Raw genomic sequence first — 26,420 nt, forward strand, 5'->3', positions numbered from 1 at the left:
AAGACTGAGGGGAGCTGAACGCGGTCAGGAAGCGGTCGCGGAAGGCGTCCATCCGCCAGACGGGAGCGTTGTGCTCGGGCCGCAGCCCCTCGCTCCAGCCCCAGCCGGAGACCTGGTCCAGCACCTTCGGGTCGTGGGCGACGATCGCGACCGGCACGTCCCGGCTGGCGTCGACGCCGACGACCGTCGACACCGGCTGGTGGTCGCCGAGGAAGACCAGCACCGTGTTCTCGTTGCCGTACTTCGTCACGAACTCGATGAGGCTGTTCAGCGAGTACTGGATGGCCCTTCCGTACTCCCGGCGCACCTGCCGGGGGTCCTTCCAGACTTCGTCGCGGTCCTTGCCCTCCTTCTTGATGGCGTCGTAGACCGAGCCGTCGCCGACCTGGTCCCAGTCGATCATGCGGGGGATCGGCGCCCAGGGGTTGTGGCTGGAGGTCAGGATGATCTCCGACATCATCGGCTGGTTCCGCGCCCTCCCGTGTTCCAGACGCTCGAACGCCGACAGGGTGTACTGGTCCGGTACCGGGGACCAGCTGAACTTGGGGCCCTGGTAGCCCATGGTGCGCGAGTCGTGGACGTGGTCCAGGCCGAAGAACTTGCTCTCCGGCCAGGCCCGCGTGACGCCCGGCATCATGCCGACCGTGCGGAAGTCACCGGTGCGCTTGAAGGCGCTGGTCAGGGTCATCCGGTCGCTGGAGCTGACGTAGCGGTAGCGCTGCTGGTCCTGGACCCACAGCCCGGACAGGAAGGTGGTGTGGGCGAGCCAGCTGCCCCCGCCGGTGACGGGGGAGGTCAGCCAGCCGCTGCGGGCGGAGAAGCCCGCGTCGGCCAGCTTCCGGGTGCCGTCGCGGAGCACCGCGTCGACGTCCGGCGCCATCGCCGGGTCCTCGACCGCGCCGCGGCCGTAACTCTCGATGAACGTGAAGATGACGTCCTTGCCCCGCAGTCCGGACAGCAACTGGTCGGACGGGACCTTCGCGAACGGGTCGTTCGCCACCTTCTTGGCGAACACCTTCTGGTCGGCCAGGCCCTGCCGCACCATGACCACCTGGCCCCGGACCCGCGAACTGGCCTCCTTGGCGGCGACATTCAGCCCGGATACCTGGATGCCGAGCGTCGCGCACGTCATCCAGACCACGCCGGCCACCAGGGTGCTGCGGCGCGCCACCGAGGGGTGCCGCAGCATCAGCGTGCAGAGCCGCAGGATCGCCAGCGGCATCAGCACGAGCAGCGCGAGGACGGCGAGCAGGGCCCCGGCCAGAGCGCCGTAAGCCGTCGTCCCCCCGGCCGAGTCCTTCAGGAACGACAGCCCGTCGGAGAACAGGGGCCAGTCGAAGAGCGGGTGGAACGGGCGTTGCAGCGACTGGTAGAAGCCCATGTCCACGCAATTGAGGACGACCAGCAGGCCGAGGAGCACCCCGCTGAGGACCGCCACCACCCGTCGGGGCCGGGGCGGCAGCACGAGCAGCAGGGCGGCCAGCAGGACGGGCTCCGACGGGACGCGGGCGAACCGGGAGGCGGTCAGCTGGGGGAGCCGATCGGGCATCAGGAAGGCGAACAGCACCAGGCCGCCGGCGAGGATCGTGAGGCTCCACGACACGGCGCGCGTGACGTCCGGGTGCCGCTCCCGCCACCGGGCGAGGGCGCTGCCCGCGGCGGGGGCTGCGGGGTCGCCGGGGTCCGCTTCGGGCGCCTGCTCGTCCTCCGTCCCGCTGTCGGCGGCAGGGGCCGCAGCCTCCTGCGTCTTCGCATTCGCCTCGGGTTCGGCCGTCTCCTCGGCCGTCTCCTTGGCCGGCTTCGCGGCCGCCTCCTCGGGAGCGTCACCCGGGGGCGGTTGCTGCCTCGTGTCCGCCTGATCCGTAACCGGTCGCTGATGAGCGCTGGAGAGCGACAACCCGGGGTTCCTTCCAACGAGCCACAGTGATGGGGGGTGACCCCGGCTGGGGAGGCTTGGGCCACCGACAAGCCTGTACGGCTCGCCCCTCGCCCCGGTTCACTCTCCTCCCGCCCATGATGAAAGCAGACCATTGCATGGGGATGTCTTTACGGAAGCGCGAGCCCGTGACCGGACTGTCGTCCGCGGAGTCACCGGGTGCCCGCGCGCTCGCGCGGCACGCAGGTCATCGGCATCGTGGTGGGGTGGACGACCGCGCCGCGGGCGAGTTCGCGGACGCGCGGGCCGTCGCCCACCGGGCGCAGGCGCCACCGGGTGGCGATCGTGGCGACCTGGAGGACGGCCTGGGTGAGGGCGAAGACGTTGCCCGGGCACTGCCGCCCGCCCGCGCCGAAGGGGATGTACGCGGCCCGGGGCAGGCCCGCGGCCCGTTCGGGCAGCCAGCGGTCGGGGTCGAAGGCGAGAGGTCCGGGGTGCAGCTCCGGCAGGTGATGCAGGACGTACGGGCTGAACAGCACGGTCGCGCCGGCCGGGACGGGGACGCCGCCGAGCAGCACCCCGTCCGGGGAGAGCCGCAGGATGATCCAGGGCGCGTACCGGCGCAGGGCCTCCTGGACGACGCGCCGGGTGTGGGGGAGGCGGGGCAGGTCCTCGAAGACGGCCGGGCGTCCGCACAGGGCGCGGTCGGTCTCCTCGTGGAGCAGGCGCTCCACCGCGGGCTCGCGGGCGAGTTCGTGAAAGACCCAGGCCAGGGTGGCACCGGTGGTCTCGGTGCCCGCGACGAGCATGTTGACCAGCTGGTCGTGGACCTGGTCGTCGGTCAGCCGCTCCCCGGTCCGCTCGTCCGCGGCGAGCAGCAGCACGGAGAGCAGGTCGTCGTGGTCGGTGCCGTCGGCGCGGGCGGCCTCCACCACGTGCCGGGTGGCGGAGCGCAGACGCCGTACGGCCCGGTCGAAGCGCCGGTTGGCGGGAGTGGGCAGCCGCAGCAGGGCGTCGGGGAGCACGGAGCGGCGGGGGATCTCGTCCAGGACGACGGGCAGCGAGCGCTGCACCTCGGTGACGGCCTCCGCGCCCAGGTCGGAGGAGAACAGCGCCCTGGCCACGGTGGTGAGGGCGAGCGCGTTCATCTCCCGGTCGACGCACACGATTCCGCCGGGCCGCCAGGCCGCGCCGCGCTGGGCGGCGACGGCGGTCATGGTGTCCGCGTAGCGGGCGATGCGGGCCTTGTGGAAGGCGGGCTGCATCAGCCGGCGCAGCCTGCGGTGCTCGTCGCCGTCGGCGGTGCCGACACCGGAGCCGAGCAGGGGGCGTACCTTCTCGATGAGGACGCCCTGGTCGAACCGGCCGGCTTCGCCGGTCAGCAGGGCGCGGACCAGTTCGGCGTCGTTGACGACGTACGCGGGCAGGGCGCCCAGACGGATGCGGACCACCGGGCCGACGGCGGGGAGCGAGCCGAGGAACTCCAGGGGGCGCCGCAGCAGTGCCGGGCCGTGGCCGAGCAGGGGCAGCGCTCCGGGGGCCTCGGGAGCGCGGCCGGCGGCGGAGGGCGCGGCGGTCGCGGTCGCGGTGGCGCGGATCGGTAGGGTCACGGCGTCCCGTCTTCCGTCGGTCCGGCGGCCGCTGCCGCCGGCGTGGCCAGGGGGTCGAGGTGGGCGCGGTACCAGGGCGCCGCGGCGGCGAAGCGCGTGGCGAAGGCCCCCGGGATGTGGCTGGTGCGCCGCCAGACGCGGCCGCTGTCGTAGTGGTGGTCCTGGCCGAAGAGCGCCAGGTGGCGCAGGTCGCGGGGCCTCCCGGCGAGGAGTTCGAGGGCCTCGCCGTACGTGAGGCCGGCCACGGGGGCGGGCACACCGAGGTGCTCGGTGAGCGCCGCGGCCAGCTCGCGTACGGCGACCGGCTCGGGGTGGGCGACGTGGTGGACCTCCCCGCCGGGCACCGGGCCCCAGCCGGCCACGGCCAGCGCGGCGATCGCCGCCGCCAGGTCCTCGACGGCGACCAGGGAGAGCAGGGCCCGGCCCCCGTCGACGGAGACCGGCAGCGCGGTGAGGGTACGGACGAGCCGGGGGACCAGCCACCGGTCGCCCGGCCCGTACACGAACATCGGCCGCAGCACGACGCCTCCGGCGGCCCGGACCGACCGCTCTCCCCGGAGCCGGGAGCGGCTGACGGCGGAGACCGGCGCCGGGACGAGGTCGCCCTCGGCGGCACCGCGGTGCGGCCCGTCGCCGTACACCGCGGCGGTGCTCAGGTGGACGATCCGCCGCACCCCGGCACGCCGTGCCTCGCCGACCAGGGCGGCGGTGCCCCGGTCGTTGACGAGTGCGCAGGCCCGAGGATCGCCCTCGTCGACGGTGCACGCGAGATGGAGCAGGGTGTCCACGCCGTCGCAGACGCCGCGCAGGGTGCCGGGGCGGGTGAGGTCGGCGTGGACGAGGCGGGCCGCGGGGTCGGCCGCGGGTGGGCGGCGGTGCACCAGCAGCCGTAGGTCCACACCTTGTTGGCGCAAGCGCCGGTGGACGGCACCGCCGATGAAGCCGGCGGCACCGGTGAGCAGGACGGTCGTCATCGAGGGAGGTCTCCAGGGCCGGCGGGCGGGGAGTCGCTGATCGGCGGCGGCGCGGCGGTGGCGGGCACCGCCCGGCCGGGGGTCGGCGGGCCGCTCGCGGGGGCGTCGGCGAAGGGGCAGGCGGGGCTGCCAGGAGGGCCGGTGGGGCGTGGTCCCAGTCCTGGTTCGCGGTGCCGCCGGTGGGCGGTGCGGCGGGTGAGCGATCACCGCGGTCCTCCGGGGTCGGCGGACTGGATGAGCAGCGCCGAGGTGAGCAGGGCGGACAGGAAGCCGACCACGAAGACCATCGCCGCGGGCACGGGCCAGGCCGCGCTGCGGTGGCGCAGGAAGCGCACCGCCACCGCGACCGGGAGGGCCGTCAGGGCGCAAGGCAACAGCGCCCGGGGATCGGGCAGCAGGGCCGCGGCCGCCACGGCGGCGAGCACCGCCCAGCCGAGCGCCGCCAGGGCACTGGGCACCGGGCCGATGACGCCGGAGTACGTCCGGGAGCCGGGCTCGGACCGCCGGCGGGTCTTGCGGGCGAACTCGAAGTGCAGGAAGACGCAGGCCGGGACGAGCAGCAGCGGCAGCACCTGCCACCCGGCGGGGACGGGCGTGGAGTCGGTCAGGGAGACGTACATGTACACGCTGAGCAGCAGTTGCACGGGGTGCGTGACGGCGAGGTTGAGCAGCGGGCCGTCCCGGAGCCGGGCGGACCGCCGCTCCAGCACCACCAGCAGCCAGGAGTACGCGAGGCAGGCGGCGAGCGGCAGCAGCGACACCGGCGACAGGGCCGCGTTCGGCGCCGCGAGGAGCACCACCACGCCTGCCATCGCGCACCGCAGTTGGGCGACGGTGACCGTGCCCCGCACCAGAGGGCGGTCCGGGTTGTGTTCCCGGTCGTAGTCGAGGTCCTTCTGCTCGTCCACCACCCGCAGCCAGTAGAGCACCAGGACGGCCGAGGCGCAGCGCACCGCCGTGCCGGCGCCCGGGCCCCAGGGCGTGCGGGTCGCCGCCGCGGCCGCGGCCTCCAGGGACAGCACCCACAGCGTGGCGTAGGGGACGTACACGTACGGGGTGAAGACCTGGCCCGTGAAACGCAGGAGCGCGGTCGCCGTCCTCATCGGCCCGTCTCCTGGTCCGGCGGGGGCGTCAGGATCCTGACGATTCCCGTGGAGCCGTCCATCTCGATCAGCGCTCCGTCGGGGATGACGGTGGTGGCACCGGCGACGGCGACGACCGTGGGGATGGCGAACTTGCGGCCGGTGATGGCGGTGTGCGAGAGCAGGGTGCCGCGTTCCACGACCAGCCCGCGCGCCCCCAGCATGAGGAACAGCCAGCCGGGGTCGGTCTCGCGGGCCACCAGGATCATGTCCGCGCACGGTTCGACGGGCCGCAGCGGGTCGAGGACGACACGTGCGGTGCCGCGGACGACGCCGCTGCTGGAGCCCAGTCCCGACAGTTCCCCGTCGCGGTGCCCGCCGGGGGCGGTCGTCGCCGGGCCGCGGGGAAGCCGGTCGCGTACCGGGCCCAGGGTGGTGAAGCCCGGCGGCAGGTCCGGCCCCGGCGCCTCGTACTCGGCGCGCCGGACGTCCGCGAGCGCCTGAAGGTTGCCGCTGACCCCGCTGCCGTCGTACCAGCCGAACAGCTCGTCCTGGGTGAGGTGGACGACGTCGCCGGGATCGCGCAGCACCCCGCGCGCGTGCAGGTCCTCGCCCAGCGAGGCGAAGACCGCCTTGCTGTAGCCGAAGAGCTCGCTGCGGAAGTAACGGGAGTTCTCCCGGTGGGTGATCGCGCGGCGCAGGGCCGCCAGCAGGGCGCGCACCAGCCGCAGCCGGGGCGAGCGGGCGCCGAGCGCGGCCGCCAGCCGTTCCTCGGCAGCGGCGCGCACCCGCAGTTCGGCGGTGCGCAGCGCGGGCCCGTCGAGTCCGGCGGCGGCGTGCTCGCCGGCCATCCGCAGCAGCGTCCACGGGGTGCTGCGGAGATTGGGCCGCTCCATCTTCAGTTCGTGCAGGCCGCGGTCGCCGTACCGGTCGAGGTGCTCCAGCGCGGCTGCCCGCGGCTCCTCCCCGAACACGCCGTCCCGCACCGCCCGCCACAGTTCCGGTCCCGGTTCCGGGCCGGCGCGCAGGGCGGCGGACAGCCGCGGGTTCCGGCGTACGGTCTCGGCCAGCCGGAGCAGTGACATCACCGCCTCGCTGCTGCGGTTGGACTCGTCGCCGCAGAGCAGGTCGCTCAGGAGACCGGGGCCCTCGTGGGGCGCCCAGCGCGCGAGCAGCCGGCCGGTGATGCCGGCGGTGGTGCCGAGCACGGAGTCGTTGAGGAGGGTGACGCCCCAGTGGTTGCCCACCTGCCGCCACACCTCGCGGTGGTCCTGGATGCGGGCCAGCGGGTCGGCGGCGGACCAGTCGGCGCCCCGGCGGCCGGCGATCAGGTCCTCCCACCAGCCCTCGAAGGCCGTCATGGAGCGGTGGTGACCGGCGATCAGCCGTACGACCCGGGCCACCGGACGCACCAGCCGCACGGGGCAGGGGGCGGGCTCCGCGGCGGGGCCGCTGCCCTCTGCCAGACCCATCATCGACTCCCACGACGCGCGGAACCACGGGAAGACGGCGAGCCGGCCGTGCAGCCGGTACCACGACTCCAGGTCGTAGTGGATCCGGTTGCGGTGCAGCCCGATCATGCGCTCCAGGTACGGCTCGTCGTCATGGAGGGTCCGGGCCGGCACGCCCATCCTGCGGTACAGGTCGTGGAAGATCGCGTGGTAGAACCGCCGCGCGAAGGAGTAGGTCAGCGCGGTGGTGGGGCCGGGGAAGCTCTCGGTGACGTTGGCGCTGCTCCACAGCCGGCGAAGCCGCAGATCGACCGCGACCGGGCGGGACTGTACGAGGTGCACCCGTCCGTCGGCGGTGACGGCGCCCTCGACGTCCTGCGGCTGCCCGCCGAAGAGCCGTTGCACGGTGCGGCCCAGGGCCGCCAGTTCCCGTACGAGCGGGTCGTCGAGGACGGGGGCGTCGCGCAGTTCCGGCGGTACGGCCTGCGGCACCGGCCCCGCGTCGGGGCGCCGCGGGTCGGCGACGAGGCGTTCGGGCTTGGCGGCGACGACGCGCTCCAGCCGCTGCTCCGGGCCCCGCAGGAAGTAGTGGTCGACGCCGACCTTCTCCTGCACCACGCCTTCGCCGAGGCCGAGGCCCGCGGCGATCAGGGTGTCGGCGGCGCCCGTCCGCGGGTCGCAGGTGAACATCACGAAGGAGCGTTCGGCCAGCACCATCCGCTGGACGCCGACGGCGACCGCTATGCCGTCAGGGCCGCCGCAGTCCACCGGCAGGCCGCGGGCGTGCCGGTAGAGCAGCGCCTCCGCGTTGTGCCCGGAGGCCCAGCACGCCCGGACCCGGTCGACGAGCGCGGCGCGGCGCACCTGCAGGAAGCTGTCGCTGAGCCCCGCGAAGGGGTCGTCGGCGCCGTCCTCGCCGTGGACGCCGGCGGTGCAGGCTCGTACGGCGGCCGGCGCGGCCGGGCCGATCACCTCGTCGAAGGCCGCGAGCAGGCGCCGTTCGGCCTCCGGCGGCAGGGGCGCGGTGGCGTACAGCTCGCGGATGCCGGCGGCCGCGGTCCGTACGGAGGCGGGGTCGGTGAAGTCCGCCGACCGCAGCAGGGCGTCGATGCGCGGGCGCAGCGGCAGGGTGAGGGCGCGGTGCCAGTCCGCGGGCAGGACGAAGAAGGCGGGCACGGTCAGTCCGGCCCCGCGCATCCGGGCGAGCCGCGCGAACTTGTGCCCGCAGTCCCCAGCCGTCATGTGCTTCTGATCCAGCAGCGGGGCGAGGGTGAGGGAACGGGGACGGTGACTCCCGCGGGGCTTGGCGCCGGCCGTGGTTACGTGTGCGGTCAAGGTCACCACACCGCCGGGATCAGGCGCTTGCGGTGCCGGGCGTACGCGGCGTACCCGCGCAGGTCCGTCAACGCGCGCTCCTCGGCGCGGATGCGCAGCACGACGGCGGGCAGCAGCAGCGCCAGGAACGCGGCGACGCTGAGCGGGTTGGCGAGGACCCCGACGAAGCCCGCGTGGGCCAGCACCATGCCGCTGTAGGCGGGGTGGCGCACCAGCCGGTACGGGCCGTCGGTCACGACCTCGTGGTCGCCGAGGGTGCGCACCTTGTGCGAGTAGAAGCGGCCGAGCCGGCGGATCGCCGCCAGGCGCAGCGCCGCACCGCAGACGAAGACCGCCGCCGCGAGCCACTGGCCGGGTCCCCATCCCTGCCACCAGGGGGCCACGAAGAGGGCGGTGGCCACCACCGCGCCCCGGGCCGCCCCGTACCACTGCATGGTGCCGCGGTCGTCGCCGCCGCTGACCCGCGGGGCGGCCCGGAAGGTGACGCGCAGTTCCAGGAGGGTCCACAGCAGGTAGAGGCCGATGACCACGGTCTGGGCGCCGTGCCGGGGCTCGGACCAGTGGCCGCCCTCGCGGACCAGGGCCCAGCCCAGGGCCACCAGTCCGGCGGTGAACAGGGTGGGCGGGAAGAGACTCTCCAGGCGGGGGCGGCGCATGCGCTCGCGCTGCCGCGGCGGTGCGGTCCGGGTGTCCGTCCCGGCGTCCGGGCTCATTGCGCGGCTCCCGCGGGGGCGCCGCGCAGCCTGCGGTACGCGGCAGGGGACAGCGCGTACCCGCTGTAGCGGGCCTCGCCGACCGGGCCGCCGCTCGCGCTGAACCGGATGCGGACGTCACCGCCGCCGACCGGGGGCAGGGAGTCGGTCCACAGCCGGACCCCCTCGGCGCGGCGTACCGGACGCGCGGTGGCGGCGCGCACCGAGGTGAGGACGTAGTGGCGGTCGAAGTCCACCCGGCGTGACTCGTGGCCCAGCAGCGTCACGAACTGCCGTGCGGCTTCGGCGATTTCGGTCAGCGAGCGCAGCTCCGCACCGGATCCGCCGGGGCGGCCGCGCAGATGGTGGCCGCGGGGCGGGGAGAGCAACTCGGCGCTGTAGCCGCCCGGTCCGTGGTTGCGGTAGTCGGCGAGCAGGACGTTCTCGGGGCGGTGGCGGTGGACCAGTGCGGGGGCGACCATGGCGTCGCGGCGCGGCCCCCGGTCCTCTCCGGCCCGCGGTCCTGGCGGTGCCGTGCCCCCCGGACTCCCCGGGGACGGGACGGCCACCGCGTGGATCCGTCCGTCACAGACCGCGCGGTCCCGTTGCCTGGCGCGCACCCGCCAACCGCCGGGGGTCCCGGGCAGGGCGCGTGCGCTGAGCTCCACGGGGAGGTGTTTCTCGGCGAAGCTGCCGAACTCCAGTTCCAGCGCGTGGACCCGCCAGGCGGGCCCGGGGTGCGCGTCCGTAGCGGCGACGCGTTCGACGAGTTCGGCGGCCCCGTCGATCAGCAGGGCCGCGGGCAGGTGGTCGAGTGGGTGGTCGAAGAAGAAGGGGTCCTGTTCGACCGCCCGCAGCCGGGCGGTCCAGGTCACCGTGGCATCGCTGCCGCGGTGGGTGACGCGCTCGTCCGTGGGCGCTTGTAAGACTGGCATCGGACAACAACTCCGTTGGCTTCCCGGCGGTTCACCGTGCATGGGCAGGTTCGGTCGATCGGACCAGTTGTGTGTTGCGCGCTGGAGTCGACGCTACTACCCGCCGGTAATAACTATCGGCGGGCCGTTCGGGGCGGGTTGATTCCGGCCACGGCCCGGCTCCGGCGTTACCGGGGGTCCACCGCCGCGGCCGCCGGGCGGACGGCGGCACGGAGTGTCATGGGTCTCTCGGGTGCCCGATGGTCAGCGTTTGCTGTTGCGAACAAAGTTGGCGTGATCGGGATTTCGAACGGGATCGAATTCCTTGGGATTTCCCTTTTGTTCACCGCGGCGGGTGTTCGTGCGGTGACGTGAGGTGAGGTGAGGCGCGGTGAGGCACGGTGCGGCCGACGGGGTCCCGGGAGTGTCAACTGCCGGGCCCGGACCGGACGCCGGAGCCGAGCCGGTCGATGATCGTACGGAGTTGCTCCCGGTCGAGCTCGTAGATCGTCTCGCCCGCCCTCGGGTCGCGCGCGTGCAGGGTGTGGAACAAAGGCCCGCCGTGGGCTCCGATCTGCACCAGGGTGGCCGAGGCCCCCCGGACGGCGCGCTCGGTGCCGGGCGGCGCGGTGAGGTCGACCCGGCCGACGACCCCCGGGGTCACCCACACCGGCACCGACTCCAGGTGCCCGGAGAGCTGGAGGTGGAAGTGGCCGCAGAGGATCAGCCGCACGTCCGTGCCGCGGATCGCGTCGGCCAGTTCGTCGGGGTTCCGCAGTCCCAGCGCGTGCTGGACCTCGACGTCGAGCGCGATCGGCGGATGGTGCAGCACCAGCACACTGCCCATGGGGGCCGGGGTGGCCAGGACTTCCCGCAGCCAGGCGAGTTGTCCCCCGCCGACCAGGCCGTAGCCCATGCCGGGCACGAGCGAGTCGAGCGTGATGAAGCGGTAGCCGTCGACCAGGCTCACGGCCGCCCGCTCCCCGGCGGGCGAGGTGAGCATCGCGTGGGCGTGGTTGCGGCCGTCCGGGCGCAGGTGCCCGCTGCCCAGTGCCCGCGCGAAGGCCCGGCGCTCGTCGTGGTTGCCCGTGCTGTAGAACACCGGCGCCTGCCGGCGCAGCGCGAAGTCCCGGACGATGTCGCGCACGGAGAGGTACGCGTCCAGCGACCCGTCGTCGGCGATGTCGCCGCTGATGACGATGACGTCGATGTCCGCCACCGGCTCCAGGTCGTGGAGCAGCCCGCGCAGCGACTCCCTCGCGTTGACACCACCCGCCCTCGGCTTGCCGAAGCGGTCGAGATGGGTGTCGGAGAGATGCAGGATCCGCATTGCGCGTACGGTACTCGGCTCGCGCCGCGACGTCACCGATCATTGCGCCGCGCAACGGACGGGCGGGCGACCGCCGCGCCGCCGGCGGACGGCAGCGTGGGATGCGTCGGCGGGTGCGGTGAGCCCCCCACAAGGGCCGCCGCACCCGCCTCGGGGGATCAGCCGCGGGCGGCCGACGTGACCGGTTCGGCTTCCGCCGGGGCCGGTGCGGGCACGCCCGCGGTGTGGCGGGCGGTGGCGGCGCGGTGGACCGGGACGAGGAGCGCTGCCAGCGCCGCCGCCAGGCAGAGCACCGCCAGGAGGCTGAACGCGTGGGTGTAGCCGGACGCGTAGGGGAGGCCGGAGGGCTGCTGGAGCCGGCTGGTGACCAGGACGCTGGTGACCGCGGCGCCGATCGAGCCGCCGATGGTGCGGATGTTGGCGTTCATGCCGCTCGCGGCGCCGGTCTGCTCGGCCGGGACGCTGCGCACGATCAGGTTGGCCATCGAGGCGAAGGCGAGGCCGATGCCGAGGCCGAAGATGCCGGCCGCGAAGGCCACCTGCCACTGCTGGCCATGCCAGGCCGCCAGCGAGCCGCAGGCCACGGCGCCGAGCGCGGCACCGGCCGTGAGCAGGCGCTTCGCTCCCACCATGGGCTCCAGGCGGCCGCTGAGGACACCGGAGAGGAACATCGCGACGAGCATCGGCAGCATCAGCAGGCCGGCTCCCGTGACGCTGGCGCCGAAGCCGTAGCCCGCGGCGCGCGGGGTCTGGGCGAAGCCGGGGAGGAAGGACCAGATCGAGTACATCCCCGCACCGAAGAGCAGGCCGGCGGTGTTGGTGGTCCACACGGCGCGCAGCCGCATGATGCGCAGGTCGATCAGGGGGTGGCGGGAGCGGGCCTCGGCCGTCAGCCACAGGGCGAAGAGGACGACGGCGGCGGCGAACAGGCCGAGGGCGCGGCCGGAGGTCCAGCCCCACTGGGTGGCCTGGCTGAGCGGCAGCAGCAGGGCGACGAGCCAGCCCGACAGGAGGACGGCGCCGAGCCAGTTGACGCGTCCCTCGGCCCGGCTCGGGGACTCGGGCACGTAGCGGAAGGCGATCAGCGCGGTGATCGCGACGATGCCGACGGGCAGCCAGAACAGCCACCGGTAGTCGAGAGCCGAGACGATCGGGCCGGCCGCAACGATGCCGACGCCGCCGCCCGCGGCGATCACGGCGGACAGGTTGCTGATGCTCGGGCCCACCTCGCTCGCGGTGAACTCGTCGCGGATGATCCCGAAGGACAGCGGGAACAGCGCGCCGCCGATGCCCTGGATGACGCGGGCGACGATCAGGACGCCGATGGACGGCGCGAGCGCGGCCAGCAGGCAGCCCAGCGTCAGGGTCACCAGGACGGCGACGAGGGTGCGCTTCTTGCCGACCAGGTCGCCGACCCGGCCGAGGATCGGGGTGAAGACCGAGGCGGACAGCAGGTAGGCCGTCATGACCCAGGTCGCGGTGGACTGCGAGGTGTGCAGGGCGTGCTGGACGGTCGGCAGGGCCGGCGCGATCAGCGACTGGAGCATGGAGAACACGCCCGCACCGGTCGCGAGGACCGTGAAGGTGAGGCGGGTGGACTTTTGTGGCATGAAAAGCCTCTCCGATTCGGAAGGGGGCGTGGCCGGGAGCGTCCGGCCGTGGTCGTACGGGCCGCGCGGGCAGCCTGGGGAGCGGTGGTTGCGCGCGGCGGCCACCGGAAGAGTCGCGGGACGGGCGATGCGTCGGCGCAGGGCCCGTGAAGGGTCACACCGGGGTGCGTACGCCTCGCCGGCGCATGCCGGGCACGCGTCGGCGGGAACCACACCCCGACTGCTAAAGTGGAGGTATGCCTCCACTGTAGCGGAGGCTACCCTCCACTTCAAATCGTTCCGGTCAAGGAGGCAGCAGTGGCGGCCGACACGTTCCCCGTCAGCGCGATCGTCGCGTCCCAGCGCCCGCACCGCAGGGACGCGGCGCGCAACTACGACGCCCTGCTGGCTGCCGCCCGCGAGGCCTTCGCCGAGAACGGCGCCGAGGCCTCCCTGGAGGACATCGCCCGCCGCGCGGGCGTGGGCATCGCCACCCTCTACCGGAACTTCCCCACCCGCCGGCACCTCTTCGAGTCCGTCTACGCGGACGAGGTCAACGACCTGTGCCGGGTCGCCCAGGAGGTCGCCGGCGGCGAGCCGTGGGAGGCGCTGACCTCCTGGCTGGGCCGCTTCGTCGACTACACGGTGACCAAGCGTGCCATCCGCGAGGCCCTCAACAACGAGTCCGACGTCTTCCTGGCCTGCCGCGACTCCATGTTCCAGGCCGGCGGGCCCCTCTTCGACCGCGCCCAGCAGGCAGGTGACGTCCGCCCGGACATGTCCTTCGACGACCTGCTCCGCATGGTCTCCGGGATCTCCGCGACGAACTTCCTCGACGACGCCCAGCGCGACCGCGTCCTGTCCGTGGCCCTGGACGGGGTCCGCGCCGGGCGCTGACGCGCGCCGGTCAGCCGGCCGGGCTCCGCGGCCGCGGCGCGGCGTAGGCGCGGACGGCCACCGTCCGGTCCGGGCCCCACCGCTGCTCGACGGTGGCCAGCAGCGTCCAGCCCAGCCGCTCGTACAGGGCGGCCGCGGCCGTGTCCGACGCGACGACGTCGAGCACCGGGTGCAGGCCCCGCAGCCGGGCCTCCTCGACGGCCGCGGCCATCAGCAGGGCCCCGATGCCGAGGCCCCGGGCCCCCGGCGCGACGAACAGGCGGCCGACGACCGCCGTCGCTCTGGCGGGCACGCCCTCGCGCGCACTCCACAGCCCGGGCGCGGCGTCGCTCCCGGTGCCCGGGGTGAGGACGACGTGGCCGACGACGGCACCAGCGGACTCGGCGACCCAGGCGGCGAACGCCGCCCCGCGGAGCCACGCGGCCGGTGCGGCGGGCCAGTCGACCGGGTAGCCGTCCCGGTCGTGGACCGCGGCGAGCACCCCGACGCACGCGTCGAGGTCGCCCTCCTCCCGCCGCCGGACCCGGATCACCGCATCTGCCGTCTCGTCGTGCACCCGGGAATGCAACCACACGTCGCCTGTCGCGAGGGCAACGGGAAACCGGCGGGAAACGGACGCCGGCGGGCCAGTAGGCGGGGCCGGCCATCCGGGGCCGGCCATCCGGGGCCGCCCGTCCGGGGCCCGCGTGGGCGCGAATGGTCCCCCACGCCGCGAGCGCGTGGCAGCCGGCATCCCTCCGCGACCCGCCGCCGGGAAAACCCGATGCCCCGGAGCCGCCGCGCTCACTACACTCGCGTCGATCGCGCGCCGCACGACACCGTGGCGCGTTCCGTGACGAACGAGGGGAGCCCGGCCGTGTGTTGTCGTACCGCAGCCGTCGTGTCCCCGTCACGGCATGAGGTGATCCTGGTGTCTTCGCCGGCCCGGTGCCGGCTGCGCGGCCGGCACTGGACGTCCGCGACGACCTTCTGACCCTCGCACTCGGCGCGGCCGGGACCGGCGGCCGGGTACGCCCTGCCGCCGCGGGGGCATCGCGGGATCGCGGGAATCGCGCCGCCCACCGAAAGGATCACCCGAAAGGCCACCGGGCCATGCGCACCGTCAATCCGCTGACCGCCGTCCGCAACCTGGGCATCCTCGCCCACGTCGACGCGGGCAAGACCACCGTCACCGAACGGATCCTCTACCTCACCGGCGCCACCCACAAGCGCGGCGAGGTCCACGACGGAACGACCGTCACCGACTTCGACCCGCAGGAGCGCGACCGCGGCATCACCATCTTCGCCGCCGCCGTGAGCTGCGACTGGGACGGCCACCGGCTCAACCTGATCGACACCCCGGGCCACGTCGACTTCTCCGACGAGGTCGAACGCGCTCTGCGCGTCCTCGACGGCGCGGTCGCCGTCTTCGACGCGGTCGCGGGCGTCGAGCCGCAGAGCGAGTCGGTGTGGCGACGGGCCGACCGGCACGGCGTGCCGCGGATCGCGTTCGTCAACAAGCTGGACCGCGCCGGCGCCGACCTGGACGCCGCCGCCCGCTCCATCCGCGAGCGGCTGCGCACCGTGCCGCTCGTCGTCCAGCTGCCGATCGGACAGGAGGACGGCTTCACGGGCGTCGTGGACCTGCTGCGCATGCGCGCCCTGGTGTGGGCCGACGGCCACGGCGCGTACGCCGGGGGCCCGGTGCCCGGCGGCCTGCGTGAGGAGGCGCTGCGGCGCCGCCGCGTGCTGGAGGAGGCGGTGGCGGAGCTGCACCCGGCCGCGCTGGAGGAGTTCTGCGAACGGTCGGCGCTGTCGGAGGCGACGCTGCGCTCCGCGCTGCGCGATCTGACCCTGTCCGGCCACGGCGTCGTGGTGCTGTGCGGCTCGGCCTACCGCAACCGCGGGATCGAGCCGCTGCTGGAGGCCGTCGTGGACTACCTGCCGTCACCGCTGGACGTCCCGGCGGTACGCCAGGCGGCCGACCCGGCCGCGCCGTTCGCCGCGCTGGTGTTCAAGGTGAACGTGACCGCCACCGGGCGGCTGACCTACCTGCGGGTGTACGAGGGGACGATCAGGAAGGGGGACGCGGTGCTGGACACACGTGCCGGACGCACCGAGCGGATCGGCCGGATCCTGCGGGTCCAAGCCGACCGGCACGTCGACGTCGACGCGGCGGTCGCCGGGGACATCGTCGCGGTGGTCGGGATGAAGTCCGCCGCCGCGGGCGCGACCCTGTGCGCCCCGGGGGCGCCGCTGGTCCTCGAACCGCCCTTGGTGGCCGCGCCGGTCGTCTTCGTCGCGGTCGAGGCCGCCCGCAACACCGACACCGACCGCCTGGCGGTGGCCCTGGCCCGGCTGGCCGAGGAGGACCCCTCGCTGGCCGTGCGGACCGACCCCGAGACGGGCCAGACGGTCCTGTCCGGCATGGGCGAACTGCACCTGGAGGTCGCGGTGGAGAAGATCCGCCGTGACCGGGGGCTGGACGTCCGGGTCGGGCGGCCGCAGGTCGCCTACCGGGAGACGCTCGTCAGCGGCGTGTCGGGTCTGGTCTTCCGGCACGTCAGACAGGAGGGCGGGGCGGGGCAGTTCGCGCACGTCGTCCTGGACGTCGAGCCGTACGCGGAGGCCGCGTTCGCGTTCGTCTCGAACGTCGTGGGCGGGCGGGTGCCGAAGGAGTTCGTCCGCGCGGTCGAGGCGGGCTGCCGGGACGCCCTCGCCGAGGGTCCGCTCGGCGGCCACCCCGTGACCGGTGTGCGGGTCACGCTGACCGACGGCGCGACGCACTCCCGTGACTCCTCCGAGACGGCCTTCCGCGCCGCGGGCCGGCTCGGGCTGCGCGAGGCCCTGCGCGGCGGCGTCATGGCCCTGCTCGAACCGGTCGTCGAGCTCACGGTCACCGTCCCCGACGACGCGCTGGGCGCCGTCCTCGGCGACCTCGCCGCCCGCCGCGGCCGCGTCACGGGTTCCACGGCGCGTTCCGGTACGGCGGTCGTCACGGCCACGGTGCCGCTGGCCGAACTGTTCGGCTACGCGACCCGGTTGCGCAGCCGCACCCAGGGCCGCGGCACCTTCACCACCCGGCCGGCCGGGTACGCCCCGGCCCCGGCGGGCACGGTGACCCGCTAGACGCCGCGCCCGGCCCCGCCCCGCTCGTCCGCGTGGGGCGGGGCCCGCCGGGCCGGCTCACGCCTCCGCCATGAGGGCCTCGTTGACGGCCGCCACGCGCTCGTACAGCGGGCCCTCCCGCACGATGTCGTCCCCGAGACCCTGTCGGTGCGGCGGCACGTCGATCACGGTGACCAAGGTGTTGCCGTACCCGATCACCGCCCACCAGTCCTGTCCGGCCACCCGGACCCGCCACGTCGCCTTCACCCACTTCCCGGTGTCGGTCCGCACCTCCGCGGAGACCGGTTCCCAGGACCTGGGATCGAAGGCGAGCAGCGCCTCGACCGGCGCCCCGCGTCGCTCCAGACGCTCCGTCACGTGCGGCCCGCGCGCGGTGAGGCGTGCGGGCTCGCGCAGTACGTGCCGCACCCGTGCGAACAGCGGCGCGGGGCCGGTGGCCACGTGGAAGCGGGCGGTGCCGAAGCGTGGTGCCAAGGGGGGAGTCCTCACCGGGAACGCCGAAGGGCGTCGTGCATTGTGAACAGGGAGGATACCGGCACACCCGCCGCCGCTCCCGGCCGCGGCGACCGTGGCCGGAACGGGCGGCCGGGGCGGGGGCCGTCTGCGGGCCGCGGCACCGCTGCGGCAGGATGTGTCAGATCGCGCCCGGACACCGCGTGTTCGGCGCGCCCTCCTCGAAGTCCCCAGAACGATAAGGCGACAAGTGACGACACAGCACCCCCCGCGCTTCGTGGGTGAACCCGTACACACGTGGGGAGGCGACCGGTGAACCGGGCCCTCACGCTGCACGACCTGATGGTCGCCGGTGCCGCGATCGCCGCCGGCGCCCTGGCGGGGCTGCTGCTGCGACTGGCCCTGAAGTGGCTGGGCGAGCGGGCCAGGAGCACCAGATGGGGCGGCGACGACATCGTCGTCGCCGCCCTGCGCACCGTCGTGCCCTGGGCTGCGCTGGCGGCGGGCGCCTGGGTGGGGGCCGCGGCGCTGCCGCTGACCCGCGTCGTGGACCGGACGGTCAACCAGGTGCTCGTCGCGGTGCTGATCCTGGCGGCCACGATAGCCGCGGGCCGCATGGTCGCCGAGACGGTGCGGTCGCTGGCTCTGTCCCGGTCCGGGGTGGCCGGCTCCGCGACGATCTTCGTCAACATCACCCGCGTCGTCGTGATGGCGATGGGCTTCCTGGTCCTGCTGCAGACCCTGGGCATCTCCGTCACGCCCCTGATCACCGCCCTCGGCGTCGGCGGTCTCGCCGTGGCCCTGGCCCTGCAGGACACGCTCGCCAACCTCTTCGCGGGCGTCCACATCCTCGCGTCCAAGACCGTGCAGCCCGGCGACTACATTCGCCTCAGCAGCGGCGAGGAGGGCTACGTCGTCGACATCAACTGGCGCAACACCGTGGTGCGCCAGCTGTCGGACAACCTGGTGATCATCCCCAACGCCAAGCTGGCGAACGCGATCGCCACCAACTTCCACCAGCCCGAGCAGCAGATGTCCCTGATCGTCCAGGCGGGCGTGGGGTACGGCAACGACCTCGAGCACGTGGAGCGGGTGACCATCGAGGTCGCCGGCGAGGTCATGGCGCACGTCGAGGGAGGCATCCCCGAGCACGACACGGTCGTCCGCTTCCACACCTTCGGCGAGTCGCGGATCGACTTCTCGGTGATCCTGCGGACCTCGGAGTACGGGGAGCAGTACCGGATCAAGCACGAGTTCATCAAGCGCCTGCACCGCCGCTACCGGGAGGAGGGCATCGAGATCGCCTTCCCGACCCGGAACGTGGTGCTGCGTCAGGAACAGCCCGAGGGGATGACGCTGCCGCATCAGCGCACGGTCCCGGCGCCGGAGCGCACCTCCGGCGCCTGACGGCCCGCGCCGGGCACGCACTTCCGCGTGCGTGCCCGGCGGGCTTCCTCCTCGGGAGGACTTCGGCGACGGCATCGAGGGCCAGGTGTCGAGGAGTCGCGATCGGCCTTGTTCCGGCCATCGTTCGCCGCGCTCAAGGCGGCCTCCGCTCATCGGATTCCGGCAGGTGGCGGGGGGCCGACCCTATGGGGGAGCGCCGAAGGTGACGGAGGGGGCACGGAGGGTGCGTGCATCAGAAAATCGGGGCAGATTACTCCATAAGTGGACATGCTGAACCTGGCTCGATACGGTCGGGGGTGGGCGCAGTCCGCCCTTCGAGGCCGGTGCCCCGCCGCTCCCCAACGGCGTACTCAAAGCATGGCTTTGGGTCTGACCAGGGACGAGGGCACCCCACCGCGTACGCTTTCGAGAGGGGAAACAGCCATGCGCGCACAGCGATTTCTCGCACTGCTCGCAGGCCCGGTAGCCATAGGAGCCCTGGCGGTCCTGCCGGCGGCGCCCGCGCAGGCCGCGACCGCCGGCCATGTCACGGCGGGCACGGTCCAGGCGCAGGCCGCGGGCACCCTCGCCCCGCAGGCGAGCGATCGCTACTGGCGCGGTTACCGTGACGGCCGGGACGACGGGCGCCACGACGCCCGCTCACGCCCCCGCTGCCGGAACCACTGGGACTCGTACCGCCCCTCGAGCTGGAACTCCGAATACCGGCGCGGTTACCGCGACGGCTACCGCTCGGGATGGCACTCCTACTGCTGACCTGACCCCGCACCTCCGCCGCCATGACCCCTCCGCGGGCCGACAGTTGTGACAGCCGCGTCACCGGGCTCTTCTGCGTGGGCGGTCGCAGCCCGGCGGGGCGCTGAAGGCGTCGCCGGTGAGCGGGGCCGGCCTCGACGCAGTGGGTGTGGAGCTGGGAGGCGATGCGGGGTCCGGACGGCGCAACACGTGAGATACGGCCGCGGCGGCAGCGGCCGCCAGGGCTGCGGCGCGCTGTGAAGTGCCCAGTGAACTGGGCCGTTGGACGCGACAGCCCGTGGGACGGGTTCCGCCGGTGGCGTGCGTTCACGCGGCCGCTGTGCGTACGCCGGCGCGCGGCACGCAGGTCGCGGCGACCAGGAGCGCGGTGGCGACGCCCGCCACCAGGACCGGGGCGGGGGCGAACGTGGCGGCCAGGATCACCGCCACGGCCAGCGCGTGCACCACGTCCGGCGCGGTGGGGTGCCAGGCGGCCCGGCGGTGCAGAAGCCACACGGACAGGACGAACCCGGCGACGGGCACCGTGTAGGCCGCTGCCGCGACGTGGGCGGTCAGATGGCCGTGCCCGGTGGTCTGGGCGACGTTGACGGCGAGTCCGGCGCCCACCGCCGCCGCGCAGGCGAAGACCGCGTAGTGCCCGTAGCCCCACAGCGTGGCTGTGGCGAAGCCGCCCAGGCGGCGGGAGGCGTTCTGGGCGAAGTACAGCCACCACAGGGCGCAGACCGTGAGCGTGCCGCCCAGCACCAGCGTGGCGATGTCGCCGAACGTGGCTTCGGTGTCGAGGGCGGCGCGCACCGCCCCGGCGGCGGCCGTGATGGACTCGCCCAGGACGATGAGGGTGAACAGGCCGAAGCGCTCGGCGATGTGGCTCGGGTGCCAGGTGGTGTGGGCCACCCGCTCGGCCCACACGGGGACGGAGAGCTCGGCCAGGGCGAGGAGCACGTGCGCCGGGAGACGGAGGTCGCCGGGCATGACGAGGTGCGCCAGCCAGCCCGTCTGCACCACCAGGATCCCGGCGGCGTACCGCAGGCAGCACCGGCGCCGCTGCGGGTCGGCGCGGGCGGCCCGCAGCCACTGGCTCACCATGGCCAGCCGCATGACGACGTAGCCCCAGGTGATGACGGTGTAGTCGCCGTGCTGCAGGGCGGACGCCGTGCCCGCCGACATGACGAGGGCGCCGGTGATCTGCACGACGGTGAGCAGGCGGTACGGGATGTCGTCCGTGTCGTAGGCGGAGGCGAACCAGGTGAAGTTCATCCACGCCCACCAGATTGCGAAGAACACCAGCGCGTAGCCGAGGATGCCGCTCGCGACGTGTCCCGCGGCCAGTTCCTCCTCGAACGCGGCGGACGTCTGGGCGACGGCCACGACGAAGCAGAGGTCGAAGAACAGCTCCAGCGCGGTGGCGGTGCGGTGCTTCTCGTCGGCGACGCGGGCGACCATGCGGCGCCGCCATGCCGTGGCGGTGGCCTGCGGCGCGCTCACGCCGGTGCCGTCCCCGCGGCGCACGCCACGCCGCGCCGCCCGGGAACCGCTTCCTCGCTCACGTCACGTTCCTCACATTCCCGGGGGACAAGGCCCTGCTTCCCGCACGCTTCCTCCACTGAGACCGGACGTCCCGCGCCCGTGTGACACGCCCGCGGGAAGCGGCGCCGCCGGGCGCGCCGGACCGGCCGCTGGTGCCGGGGTTGTCACACTTCGGGGGCGACGCCGGTCGGTAGCGGTGGATGCCCCGTCGTCCTCGTGTGACCGCCCCCGGTTCCGAGGCCGGCTCCCGTTCAGCTCAGCCCCGAAAGGTTTCCCATGGCAGGCCCTGGCGTTCCCGAACCCTTCGGCGACGATCCCCTGCCGCGGTCGTCCACGGCGGGGGAGCCGGTTCCCCTGACGGGCGGCGGCCACGCGACCGTCGACAAGTACGGGGTGCTCGTCGGATACAGCGGCTCCGCCACCAGCAGGCGGGCCCTGTCGTACGCGGCCGGCATGGCGCGGCGCACCGGCGCGGCGCTCCTCATCGTCCACGTCGCGAAGGAGAACCCCGTTGCGTCGCTGCTCGGCTACGACGAGGCGGGCGGCGGGAGCTTGCCGCACGCCCGCGGCAAGCAGGCGCTCCTGCGGCAGCTCGCCCGCGAGGACCATCTGTCGGGGCTGCCCTGGACACTCATCCACCGCAAGGGCGCCGTCGCGGACGAACTGGAGAAGGCCGGCCGCAAGTACCGGGCGAACGCGATCATCGTGGGGCGCAGGCGCGGAGCCGGCCTCAGGCTGTTCCGCCCGATCTCCGACCGGCTGGCTCGCAGCGCCCAGCGCCCGGTCATCGTCGTCCCCTGACGGCGGCCTCAGTTGAGGCGTCTCCGTCCTTCAGGGACCCCGGTGTCGCGTGGGTGGAGTCACCTTCGACGCCAGACGGGCCCGCAGATGGACCGGATCCCACGGACTGGCGGTGACGAAGTGGGCCAGCGCCTGCCGGTTGCGGCTCGCCTGGCCTGACCGACTCACCCGCGCCGGCGCACACGCCGTATTCGCCCCCGCCACCGAGCACGCCACGTGGGCTGCGATCGGCGGGCTCATGCGCCTCGTGCCCGAGAGGTGCCTGCGATTTCGCCAGTGCAACGCTCAGGTCGGCCCTACGCCGGCCCCCGGTAACGGATCAGGAGCATGGCGGCGTCGTCGTGAAGCGGGCCACCGGTGTGCTGCTCGAGATCCTTGCGCAGGGCCTCGAGGGCGGCGTCGGGATCGGCGTCCTTCAGCAGATGGGTGCGTTCATCGAGTGGGTAGAAGTGCCGGTCGCGGTCGCGGGCCTCGGTGACGCCATCCGTGTACAGGAGCATCTGGTCACCCGGGGCCAGCGGGACGCGATAGGGGAGCGGTCCTATGGGTCCGATCTCGGCGAGACCCAACGGCGGGGCATTCCCGGGGGGCTCGGCCAGGGTGAAGGTGCCGTCTGCCCGGAGGATCAGCGGAGCCGGGTGACCGTAGTTGAGGAGGGTGACCTTGCGGTCGGCCTTGACCTCGACGAGTACGGCGGTGACGAACTCCTCCCCGGAAAGCCTGCGGTTCAGGGCCCGCTCGAGCCGGGAGCTCACCGAGACCAGATCGGGTTCATCATGTGCGGCCTCACGGAAGGCCCCGAGGACGACGGCCGCGGTCTCGACGGCCTCGAGACCTTTGCCCTGGACGTCACCCACGATGATGCGCACCGCGCCGTCCGCCGCGACGACCTCGTACAGGTCGCCGCCGATACGGGCCTCGGCGGCAGCGGAGGTGTAGGAGACGGAGATCCGCAGGTTCCCGGCGACCAGAGGAACGGGGCGTAGCAGCACCCGCTGGGCGGCCTCGGCGACGGACCGGACCGTGTCCAGTTCGGCCTCTCTGCGCCGGCGGTCGGCCGTGGCCGCGAGTGCTGCGACGGAGACCCCCGCGACCGAGAGCAGGGCCGTGTAGCCGCGGCGTACGTGGAACAGGTCGTTGTAGAAGCCCAGGAAGACGCAGAAGGCGAGTGCCAGAACGCCGATGGCCGTAGTCCGGCGCGGTGTTCCGGTCAGGCTGGCGAATGCCGGGCCCAGGGAGAGCAGTGGCAGGAGTCCGACACCGGGACCGGCCAGGACGTCGACGGTGGCGACGAAGCCCATCATGGCGAACGGCAGCACCGTCAGCAGGTTGACAGGGTGCCTCTGCTGCTCGGCCAAGATTTCCCTCTCCGGATTCCGTGACGCCTTCTGCTCAACGTGCCGGTCAACCACTTTTGCACAGAGCAAACGAGGCGACCAGGGCATCTGCGACATTCGAGCTTGTCATCTGGGTCACCGTGCCGAAGTCGACATCAAAGTCTCGTATGAGGAACGTATGAATCAGGTAAGGTGCCCTGCGGTGTGCCGGGAAGTCTGGTCGGCGAACAAGGGATGTTTCTCTTCGTCGATCGGGGGCGGTTTTTCGTGGTGCTCGTGCTGGTGTTCGGGGCCGCGCTGTTGGTGGCCGTGTTGCTGTCCGGTCTCGCGGCGCGCTCGGTGCTCTCGACCTCCCTCCTCTTCCTGCTCGGCGGAGCTCTCGTCAGTGACGGCTTCCTCGGAGTGATCCACATCACCCCGGACAGCGGGATCGTGGCGGTGACCGCTGACCTGGCCTTGTTCGCCGTGCTGTTCACCGACGGGATGCACGTCTCGTTCCCGGCGCTGCGCGGGGCCTGGCGCAACCCGGCACGCGCGCTGGGAATCGGGATGCCGCTGGCGCTGCTCGGCATGGCGCTGGTCACGCACTTCCTCGCCGGTCTGGACTGGACGACGTCGTTCCTGGTGGGCGCGGTGCTGGCACCCACGGACCCGGTTTTCGCATCGGCCATCGTGGGTCGCAAGGAGGTGCCGGCGCGGCTGCGCCAGTTGCTCAACGTCGAAAGCGGCGTGAACGACGGCCTGGCCCTTCCCGTGGTGCTCGTCCTGATCGCGGCCGCGGGGCCGACCGCGGCATCGGCCGAGGCGGACCTGGGCAAGATCGGGCTCGAACTGATCGGCGGTCTGGCACTGGGGATCACACTGCCTCTGGCCGTCGCGTGGCTGGTCCGCTTCCGGCTCCTGGGCGCGGAACCCAAGCTCCAGCCGCTGTTGCCCCTTGCCGTCGGCGTCATCTTGTACGCGGCCTGCCATCTGACCCACGCCAACCCCTACCTGGCGGCGTTCTCGGCCGGTGCGGTGTTCGCCTCCGTCTCCCCGGAGAGCAGGGAAGCGTTCGAGCCGCTCGGCGAGTCGCTGGCCGAGCTGGCCAAGTTCGCGGCCCTGCTCGTTTTCGGAGCTCTCCTGACGCCCGGTCTGTTCGGTGACCTTTCGCTCGGCGGATACGCCGCGGCGGTGCTGGCGATCGTGCTGATCCGTCCCGCCTCCCTGCTCGTGTCCCTGCTCGGCAACCGGACCATCGACAGGCGGGAGAAGCTGACCGCCGCCTGGTTCGGCCCGAAGGGCTTCGCCTCCGTCGTCTACGGACTCCTGGTCCTGCAGTCCGGCATCCCCGAGGGCCAGAAGGCCTACACGCTCATCGCGGTGTGCATCGCCTTCTCGATCATCGCGCACAGCAGCACCGACGTACCGATCGCCCGGATGTTCGACGTCGAGGACCTTGTGGGTATTCCGGACGATGATGTGGCCGAGGACGAAGACCGGAAGCCGCTGCCCGCGGCCCGGAAGGAGGAGACCGGCCATGCGCGCACGTGACCTGGCGGTGGAGTACCCGTCGGTGAGTCTGGACAGCGACACCTTGGACGCGGCACGGCTCCTGGCCGACCGCCATCTGCCAGGGGTGCTGGTACTCAAGGAGGACGGCACCCCGCACGCCATCCTGCCCGCCTCACGTCTGGTGAAGCTGCTGGTCCCCGACTATGTGATCGAGGACCCGACACTGGCGGCCGTGGTGGACGAGAGGCACGCCGACCGGCTGTGCCGGGCACTGTCCGGCCGGCCCGTCCGCGACGCCCTGCCCAAGGAACGGCAGATCCCGCCGGTGTGCGACCCGGACGACACCGCGCTGGAGGTCGCCGCCCTGATGGCAAGGGAGCGCAGCCCGCTGGTGGCAGTGGTGAACAAGGACAAGGCGGATGCCCGGCTGCTCGGAGTGATCACCGCGGCCCATCTGCTGGAACGACTCCTCGGGGTGACATGAGCAACTGGCACAGCTGGGCGGCGATCGCGGTGTTCGCCGGCACCTACGTCCTGATCATCAGCGAACGCGTCCACCGTACGGCCGCCGCCCTGGGCGGTGCCGCGTTGATGCTGCTGATCGGGGCGACCGACGACAAGACCGCGTTCTACAGCGAGCACTCGGGCGTCGACTGGGACGTCATCTTCCTGCTGCTGGGCATGATGGCGATCGTCGGTGTGCTGCGGCAGACGGGTGTCTTCGAGTACCTGGCCATCTGGTCGGTGAAACGGGCCCGCGGCAAGCCCTACCGGGTGATGGCCATGCTGATCGTCATCACCGCGCTCGCCTCGGCGCTCCTGGACAACGTCACCACCGTCCTGCTGGTCGCCCCGGTGACGCTGCTGGTGTGCGAACGCCTGGCCCTGCCGGCCGCGCCGTTCCTGATCGCCGAGGTCTTCGCCTCCAACGTCGGGGGCACGGCCACCCTCGTCGGCGACCCGCCGAACATCATCATCGCCAGCCGTGCCGGACTGACCTTCAACGACTTCCTCGTCCACCTGGCTCCGATCGCCGTCGTGCTGACCGGCGTCCTCCTGGTGCTGTGCCGCCTCATGTTCCACAGGTACTTCATTTACGACGAGGAGCGGGCTGCCGAGATCATGGAACTGGAGGAGCGTGAGGCGATCCGCGACCCCCGGCTCCTCGTGCAGGGGCTCGGCGTGCTGGCCCTGGTCATCGCCGGCTTCGTCCTGCATCCACTGCTGCACTACGCGCCGAGCGTGGTGGCGCTGCTGGGCGCGGGTGTCCTGGTACTCGTCTCCCGGGTCGAGACGAATGAAGTACTGAAGGAGGTCGAGTGGCCCACCCTCGCCTTCTTCGCCGGTCTGTTCGTCATGGTCGGCTCGCTGATCGAGACCGGCGTCATCGGCGACCTCTCCGGCGCTCTGGCGGATGCCCTCGGAGGCAATGAGCTGAGCGCGACCATGGGGCTGCTCTTCGGCTCTGCGGCGCTCTCTGCGGTGGTCGACAACATCCCCTACGTCGCCACCATGGCTCCCGTCACCGCGGACCTTGTCAAACATCTGGGCGACGCCCCCACCGGTCAGCACGTGCTGTGGTGGGCCCTGGCGCTGGGCGCCGACCTCGGGGGAAACGCCACCGCGATCGGCGCATCCGCCAATGTCGTCGTCCTCGGCATCGCCGAACGCAACCGCCAGCCCATCAGCTTCTGGACCTTCACCAAGTACGGCCTGATCGTCACCGCCGCCACAGTGGCAGCATCGGGGGTGTACCTGTGGCTGCGCTATTTCGCCCTTTCCTGACGACG

Annotated in this window: 21 protein-coding genes and 1 pseudogene; 8 read left to right on the forward strand and 14 right to left on the reverse strand. The window is 73.1% G+C overall.

Annotated features, from left to right (window positions below; genetic code table 11):
- The 9 genes from ACRWNP_RS15505 to ACRWNP_RS15545 all read right to left on the reverse strand — a co-directional run.
- The coding region (locus tag ACRWNP_RS15505) for a sulfatase (protein ID WP_431961802.1) at positions 1-1,897 on the reverse strand (1,897 nt) is incomplete at its 3' end.
- A gap of 191 nt (positions 1,898-2,088) precedes the next feature.
- Positions 2,089-3,486 carry a cytochrome P450 gene (locus tag ACRWNP_RS15510; RefSeq protein ID WP_431961803.1) on the reverse strand — a complete coding sequence of 466 codons (1,398 nt, stop codon included), beginning with the start codon at positions 3,484-3,486 and terminating at the stop codon, positions 2,089-2,091.
- A complete protein-coding gene (locus ACRWNP_RS15515; protein WP_431961804.1) occupies positions 3,483-4,460 on the reverse strand; it encodes an NAD-dependent epimerase/dehydratase family protein in 978 nt (325 codons plus the stop codon). The genes ACRWNP_RS15510 and ACRWNP_RS15515 overlap by 4 nt, the downstream gene beginning before the upstream one ends.
- 203 nt (positions 4,461-4,663) lie before the next feature.
- The gene (locus tag ACRWNP_RS15520; RefSeq protein ID WP_431961805.1) at positions 4,664-5,563 is read right to left on the reverse strand and encodes a hypothetical protein; all 900 of its coding nucleotides are present in this window, start codon (positions 5,561-5,563) and stop codon (positions 4,664-4,666) included.
- Complete coding sequence (locus ACRWNP_RS15525; RefSeq protein ID WP_431961806.1) at positions 5,560-8,328, reverse strand: PEP/pyruvate-binding domain-containing protein; 2,769 nt, start codon at positions 8,326-8,328, stop codon at positions 5,560-5,562. The genes ACRWNP_RS15520 and ACRWNP_RS15525 overlap by 4 nt, the downstream gene beginning before the upstream one ends.
- A 2-nt stretch (positions 8,329-8,330) precedes the next feature.
- Positions 8,331-9,041, reverse strand: coding sequence for a methyltransferase family protein (locus ACRWNP_RS15530; RefSeq protein ID WP_431961807.1), 711 nt, complete (start codon positions 9,039-9,041; stop codon positions 8,331-8,333).
- Positions 9,038-9,955, reverse strand: a complete 918-nt coding sequence (locus ACRWNP_RS15535) for an AfsA-related hotdog domain-containing protein (protein WP_431961808.1) — start codon at positions 9,953-9,955, stop codon at positions 9,038-9,040. The genes ACRWNP_RS15530 and ACRWNP_RS15535 overlap by 4 nt, the downstream gene beginning before the upstream one ends.
- Positions 9,956-10,361: 406 nt before the next feature.
- Positions 10,362-11,264 carry a metallophosphoesterase family protein gene (locus tag ACRWNP_RS15540; RefSeq protein WP_431961809.1) on the reverse strand — a complete coding sequence of 301 codons (903 nt, stop codon included), beginning with the start codon at positions 11,262-11,264 and terminating at the stop codon, positions 10,362-10,364.
- Positions 11,265-11,422: 158 nt separating this feature from the next.
- Positions 11,423-12,874 carry an MFS transporter gene (locus ACRWNP_RS15545; protein WP_431961810.1) on the reverse strand — a complete coding sequence of 484 codons (1,452 nt, stop codon included), beginning with the start codon at positions 12,872-12,874 and terminating at the stop codon, positions 11,423-11,425.
- Between the two features lie 297 nt (positions 12,875-13,171).
- On the opposite strand from ACRWNP_RS15545, the gene ACRWNP_RS15550 reads away from it, so the two are divergent.
- Complete coding sequence (locus tag ACRWNP_RS15550; protein ID WP_431961811.1) at positions 13,172-13,750, forward strand: TetR/AcrR family transcriptional regulator; 579 nt, start codon at positions 13,172-13,174, stop codon at positions 13,748-13,750.
- Positions 13,751-13,760: 10 nt separating this feature from the next.
- Here the strand turns inward: ACRWNP_RS15550 and ACRWNP_RS15555 are convergent, their stop codons facing one another.
- Positions 13,761-14,306, reverse strand: coding sequence for a GNAT family N-acetyltransferase (locus ACRWNP_RS15555; protein WP_431961812.1), 546 nt, complete (start codon positions 14,304-14,306; stop codon positions 13,761-13,763).
- A 536-nt stretch (positions 14,307-14,842) separates the two neighbouring features.
- Between ACRWNP_RS15555 and fusA the strand changes: the two genes are divergently transcribed.
- Positions 14,843-16,858: an elongation factor G gene (fusA, locus tag ACRWNP_RS15560; protein ID WP_431961813.1), complete on the forward strand. Its 2,016-nt coding sequence runs from the start codon at positions 14,843-14,845 to the stop codon at positions 16,856-16,858.
- 57 nt (positions 16,859-16,915) lie between these two features.
- Here the strand turns inward: fusA and ACRWNP_RS15565 are convergent, their stop codons facing one another.
- A complete protein-coding gene (locus tag ACRWNP_RS15565) occupies positions 16,916-17,332 on the reverse strand; it encodes a hypothetical protein (protein WP_431961814.1) in 417 nt (138 codons plus the stop codon).
- A gap of 291 nt (positions 17,333-17,623) precedes the next feature.
- Here ACRWNP_RS15565 and ACRWNP_RS15570 point away from each other — a divergent pair, with 291 nt between their 5' ends.
- Both ACRWNP_RS15570 and ACRWNP_RS15575 read left to right on the forward strand, forming a co-directional pair.
- Positions 17,624-18,718 (forward strand): mechanosensitive ion channel family protein, encoded by a 1,095-nt coding sequence (locus ACRWNP_RS15570; RefSeq protein ID WP_431961815.1) that lies wholly within the window; start codon positions 17,624-17,626, stop codon positions 18,716-18,718.
- A 423-nt stretch (positions 18,719-19,141) separates the two neighbouring features.
- A complete protein-coding gene (locus ACRWNP_RS15575) occupies positions 19,142-19,471 on the forward strand; it encodes a hypothetical protein (protein ID WP_431961816.1) in 330 nt (109 codons plus the stop codon).
- 306 nt (positions 19,472-19,777) lie between these two features.
- Here the strand turns inward: ACRWNP_RS15575 and ACRWNP_RS15580 are convergent, their stop codons facing one another.
- Entirely contained in the window at positions 19,778-20,956 is a 1,179-nt protein-coding gene (locus ACRWNP_RS15580) for a low temperature requirement protein A (protein WP_431961817.1), read from the reverse strand.
- A 318-nt stretch (positions 20,957-21,274) separates the two neighbouring features.
- On the opposite strand from ACRWNP_RS15580, the gene ACRWNP_RS15585 reads away from it, so the two are divergent.
- Complete coding sequence (locus ACRWNP_RS15585) at positions 21,275-21,799, forward strand: universal stress protein (protein WP_431961818.1); 525 nt, start codon at positions 21,275-21,277, stop codon at positions 21,797-21,799.
- Between the two features lie 69 nt (positions 21,800-21,868).
- On the opposite strand, the pseudogene ACRWNP_RS15590 reads toward ACRWNP_RS15585, so the two are convergent.
- A pseudogene (locus tag ACRWNP_RS15590) lies at positions 21,869-21,940 on the reverse strand (hypothetical protein); the annotation flags it as partial.
- Positions 21,941-22,095: 155 nt separating this feature from the next.
- Positions 22,096-23,103 (reverse strand): PP2C family protein-serine/threonine phosphatase, encoded by a 1,008-nt coding sequence (locus ACRWNP_RS15595; protein WP_431961914.1) that lies wholly within the window; start codon positions 23,101-23,103, stop codon positions 22,096-22,098.
- Positions 23,104-23,403: 300 nt separating this feature from the next.
- On the opposite strand from ACRWNP_RS15595, the gene ACRWNP_RS15600 reads away from it, so the two are divergent.
- From ACRWNP_RS15600 to ACRWNP_RS15610, 3 genes are read left to right on the forward strand one after another with little or no spacing between them, the layout of a single operon-like run.
- Entirely contained in the window at positions 23,404-24,669 is a 1,266-nt protein-coding gene (locus tag ACRWNP_RS15600) for a cation:proton antiporter (RefSeq protein WP_431961819.1), read from the forward strand.
- Positions 24,656-25,114: a CBS domain-containing protein gene (locus ACRWNP_RS15605; RefSeq protein WP_431961820.1), complete on the forward strand. Its 459-nt coding sequence runs from the start codon at positions 24,656-24,658 to the stop codon at positions 25,112-25,114. The genes ACRWNP_RS15600 and ACRWNP_RS15605 overlap by 14 nt, the downstream gene beginning before the upstream one ends.
- Entirely contained in the window at positions 25,111-26,415 is a 1,305-nt protein-coding gene (locus tag ACRWNP_RS15610) for an SLC13 family permease (RefSeq protein ID WP_431961821.1), read from the forward strand. Before ACRWNP_RS15605 ends, ACRWNP_RS15610 begins: the two co-directional genes overlap by 4 nt.
- Positions 26,416-26,420: the final 5 nt, after the last annotated feature.

The organism is Actinacidiphila sp. bgisy160, assembly GCF_965342435.1.
GTDB lineage: Bacteria > Actinomycetota > Actinomycetes > Streptomycetales > Streptomycetaceae > Actinacidiphila.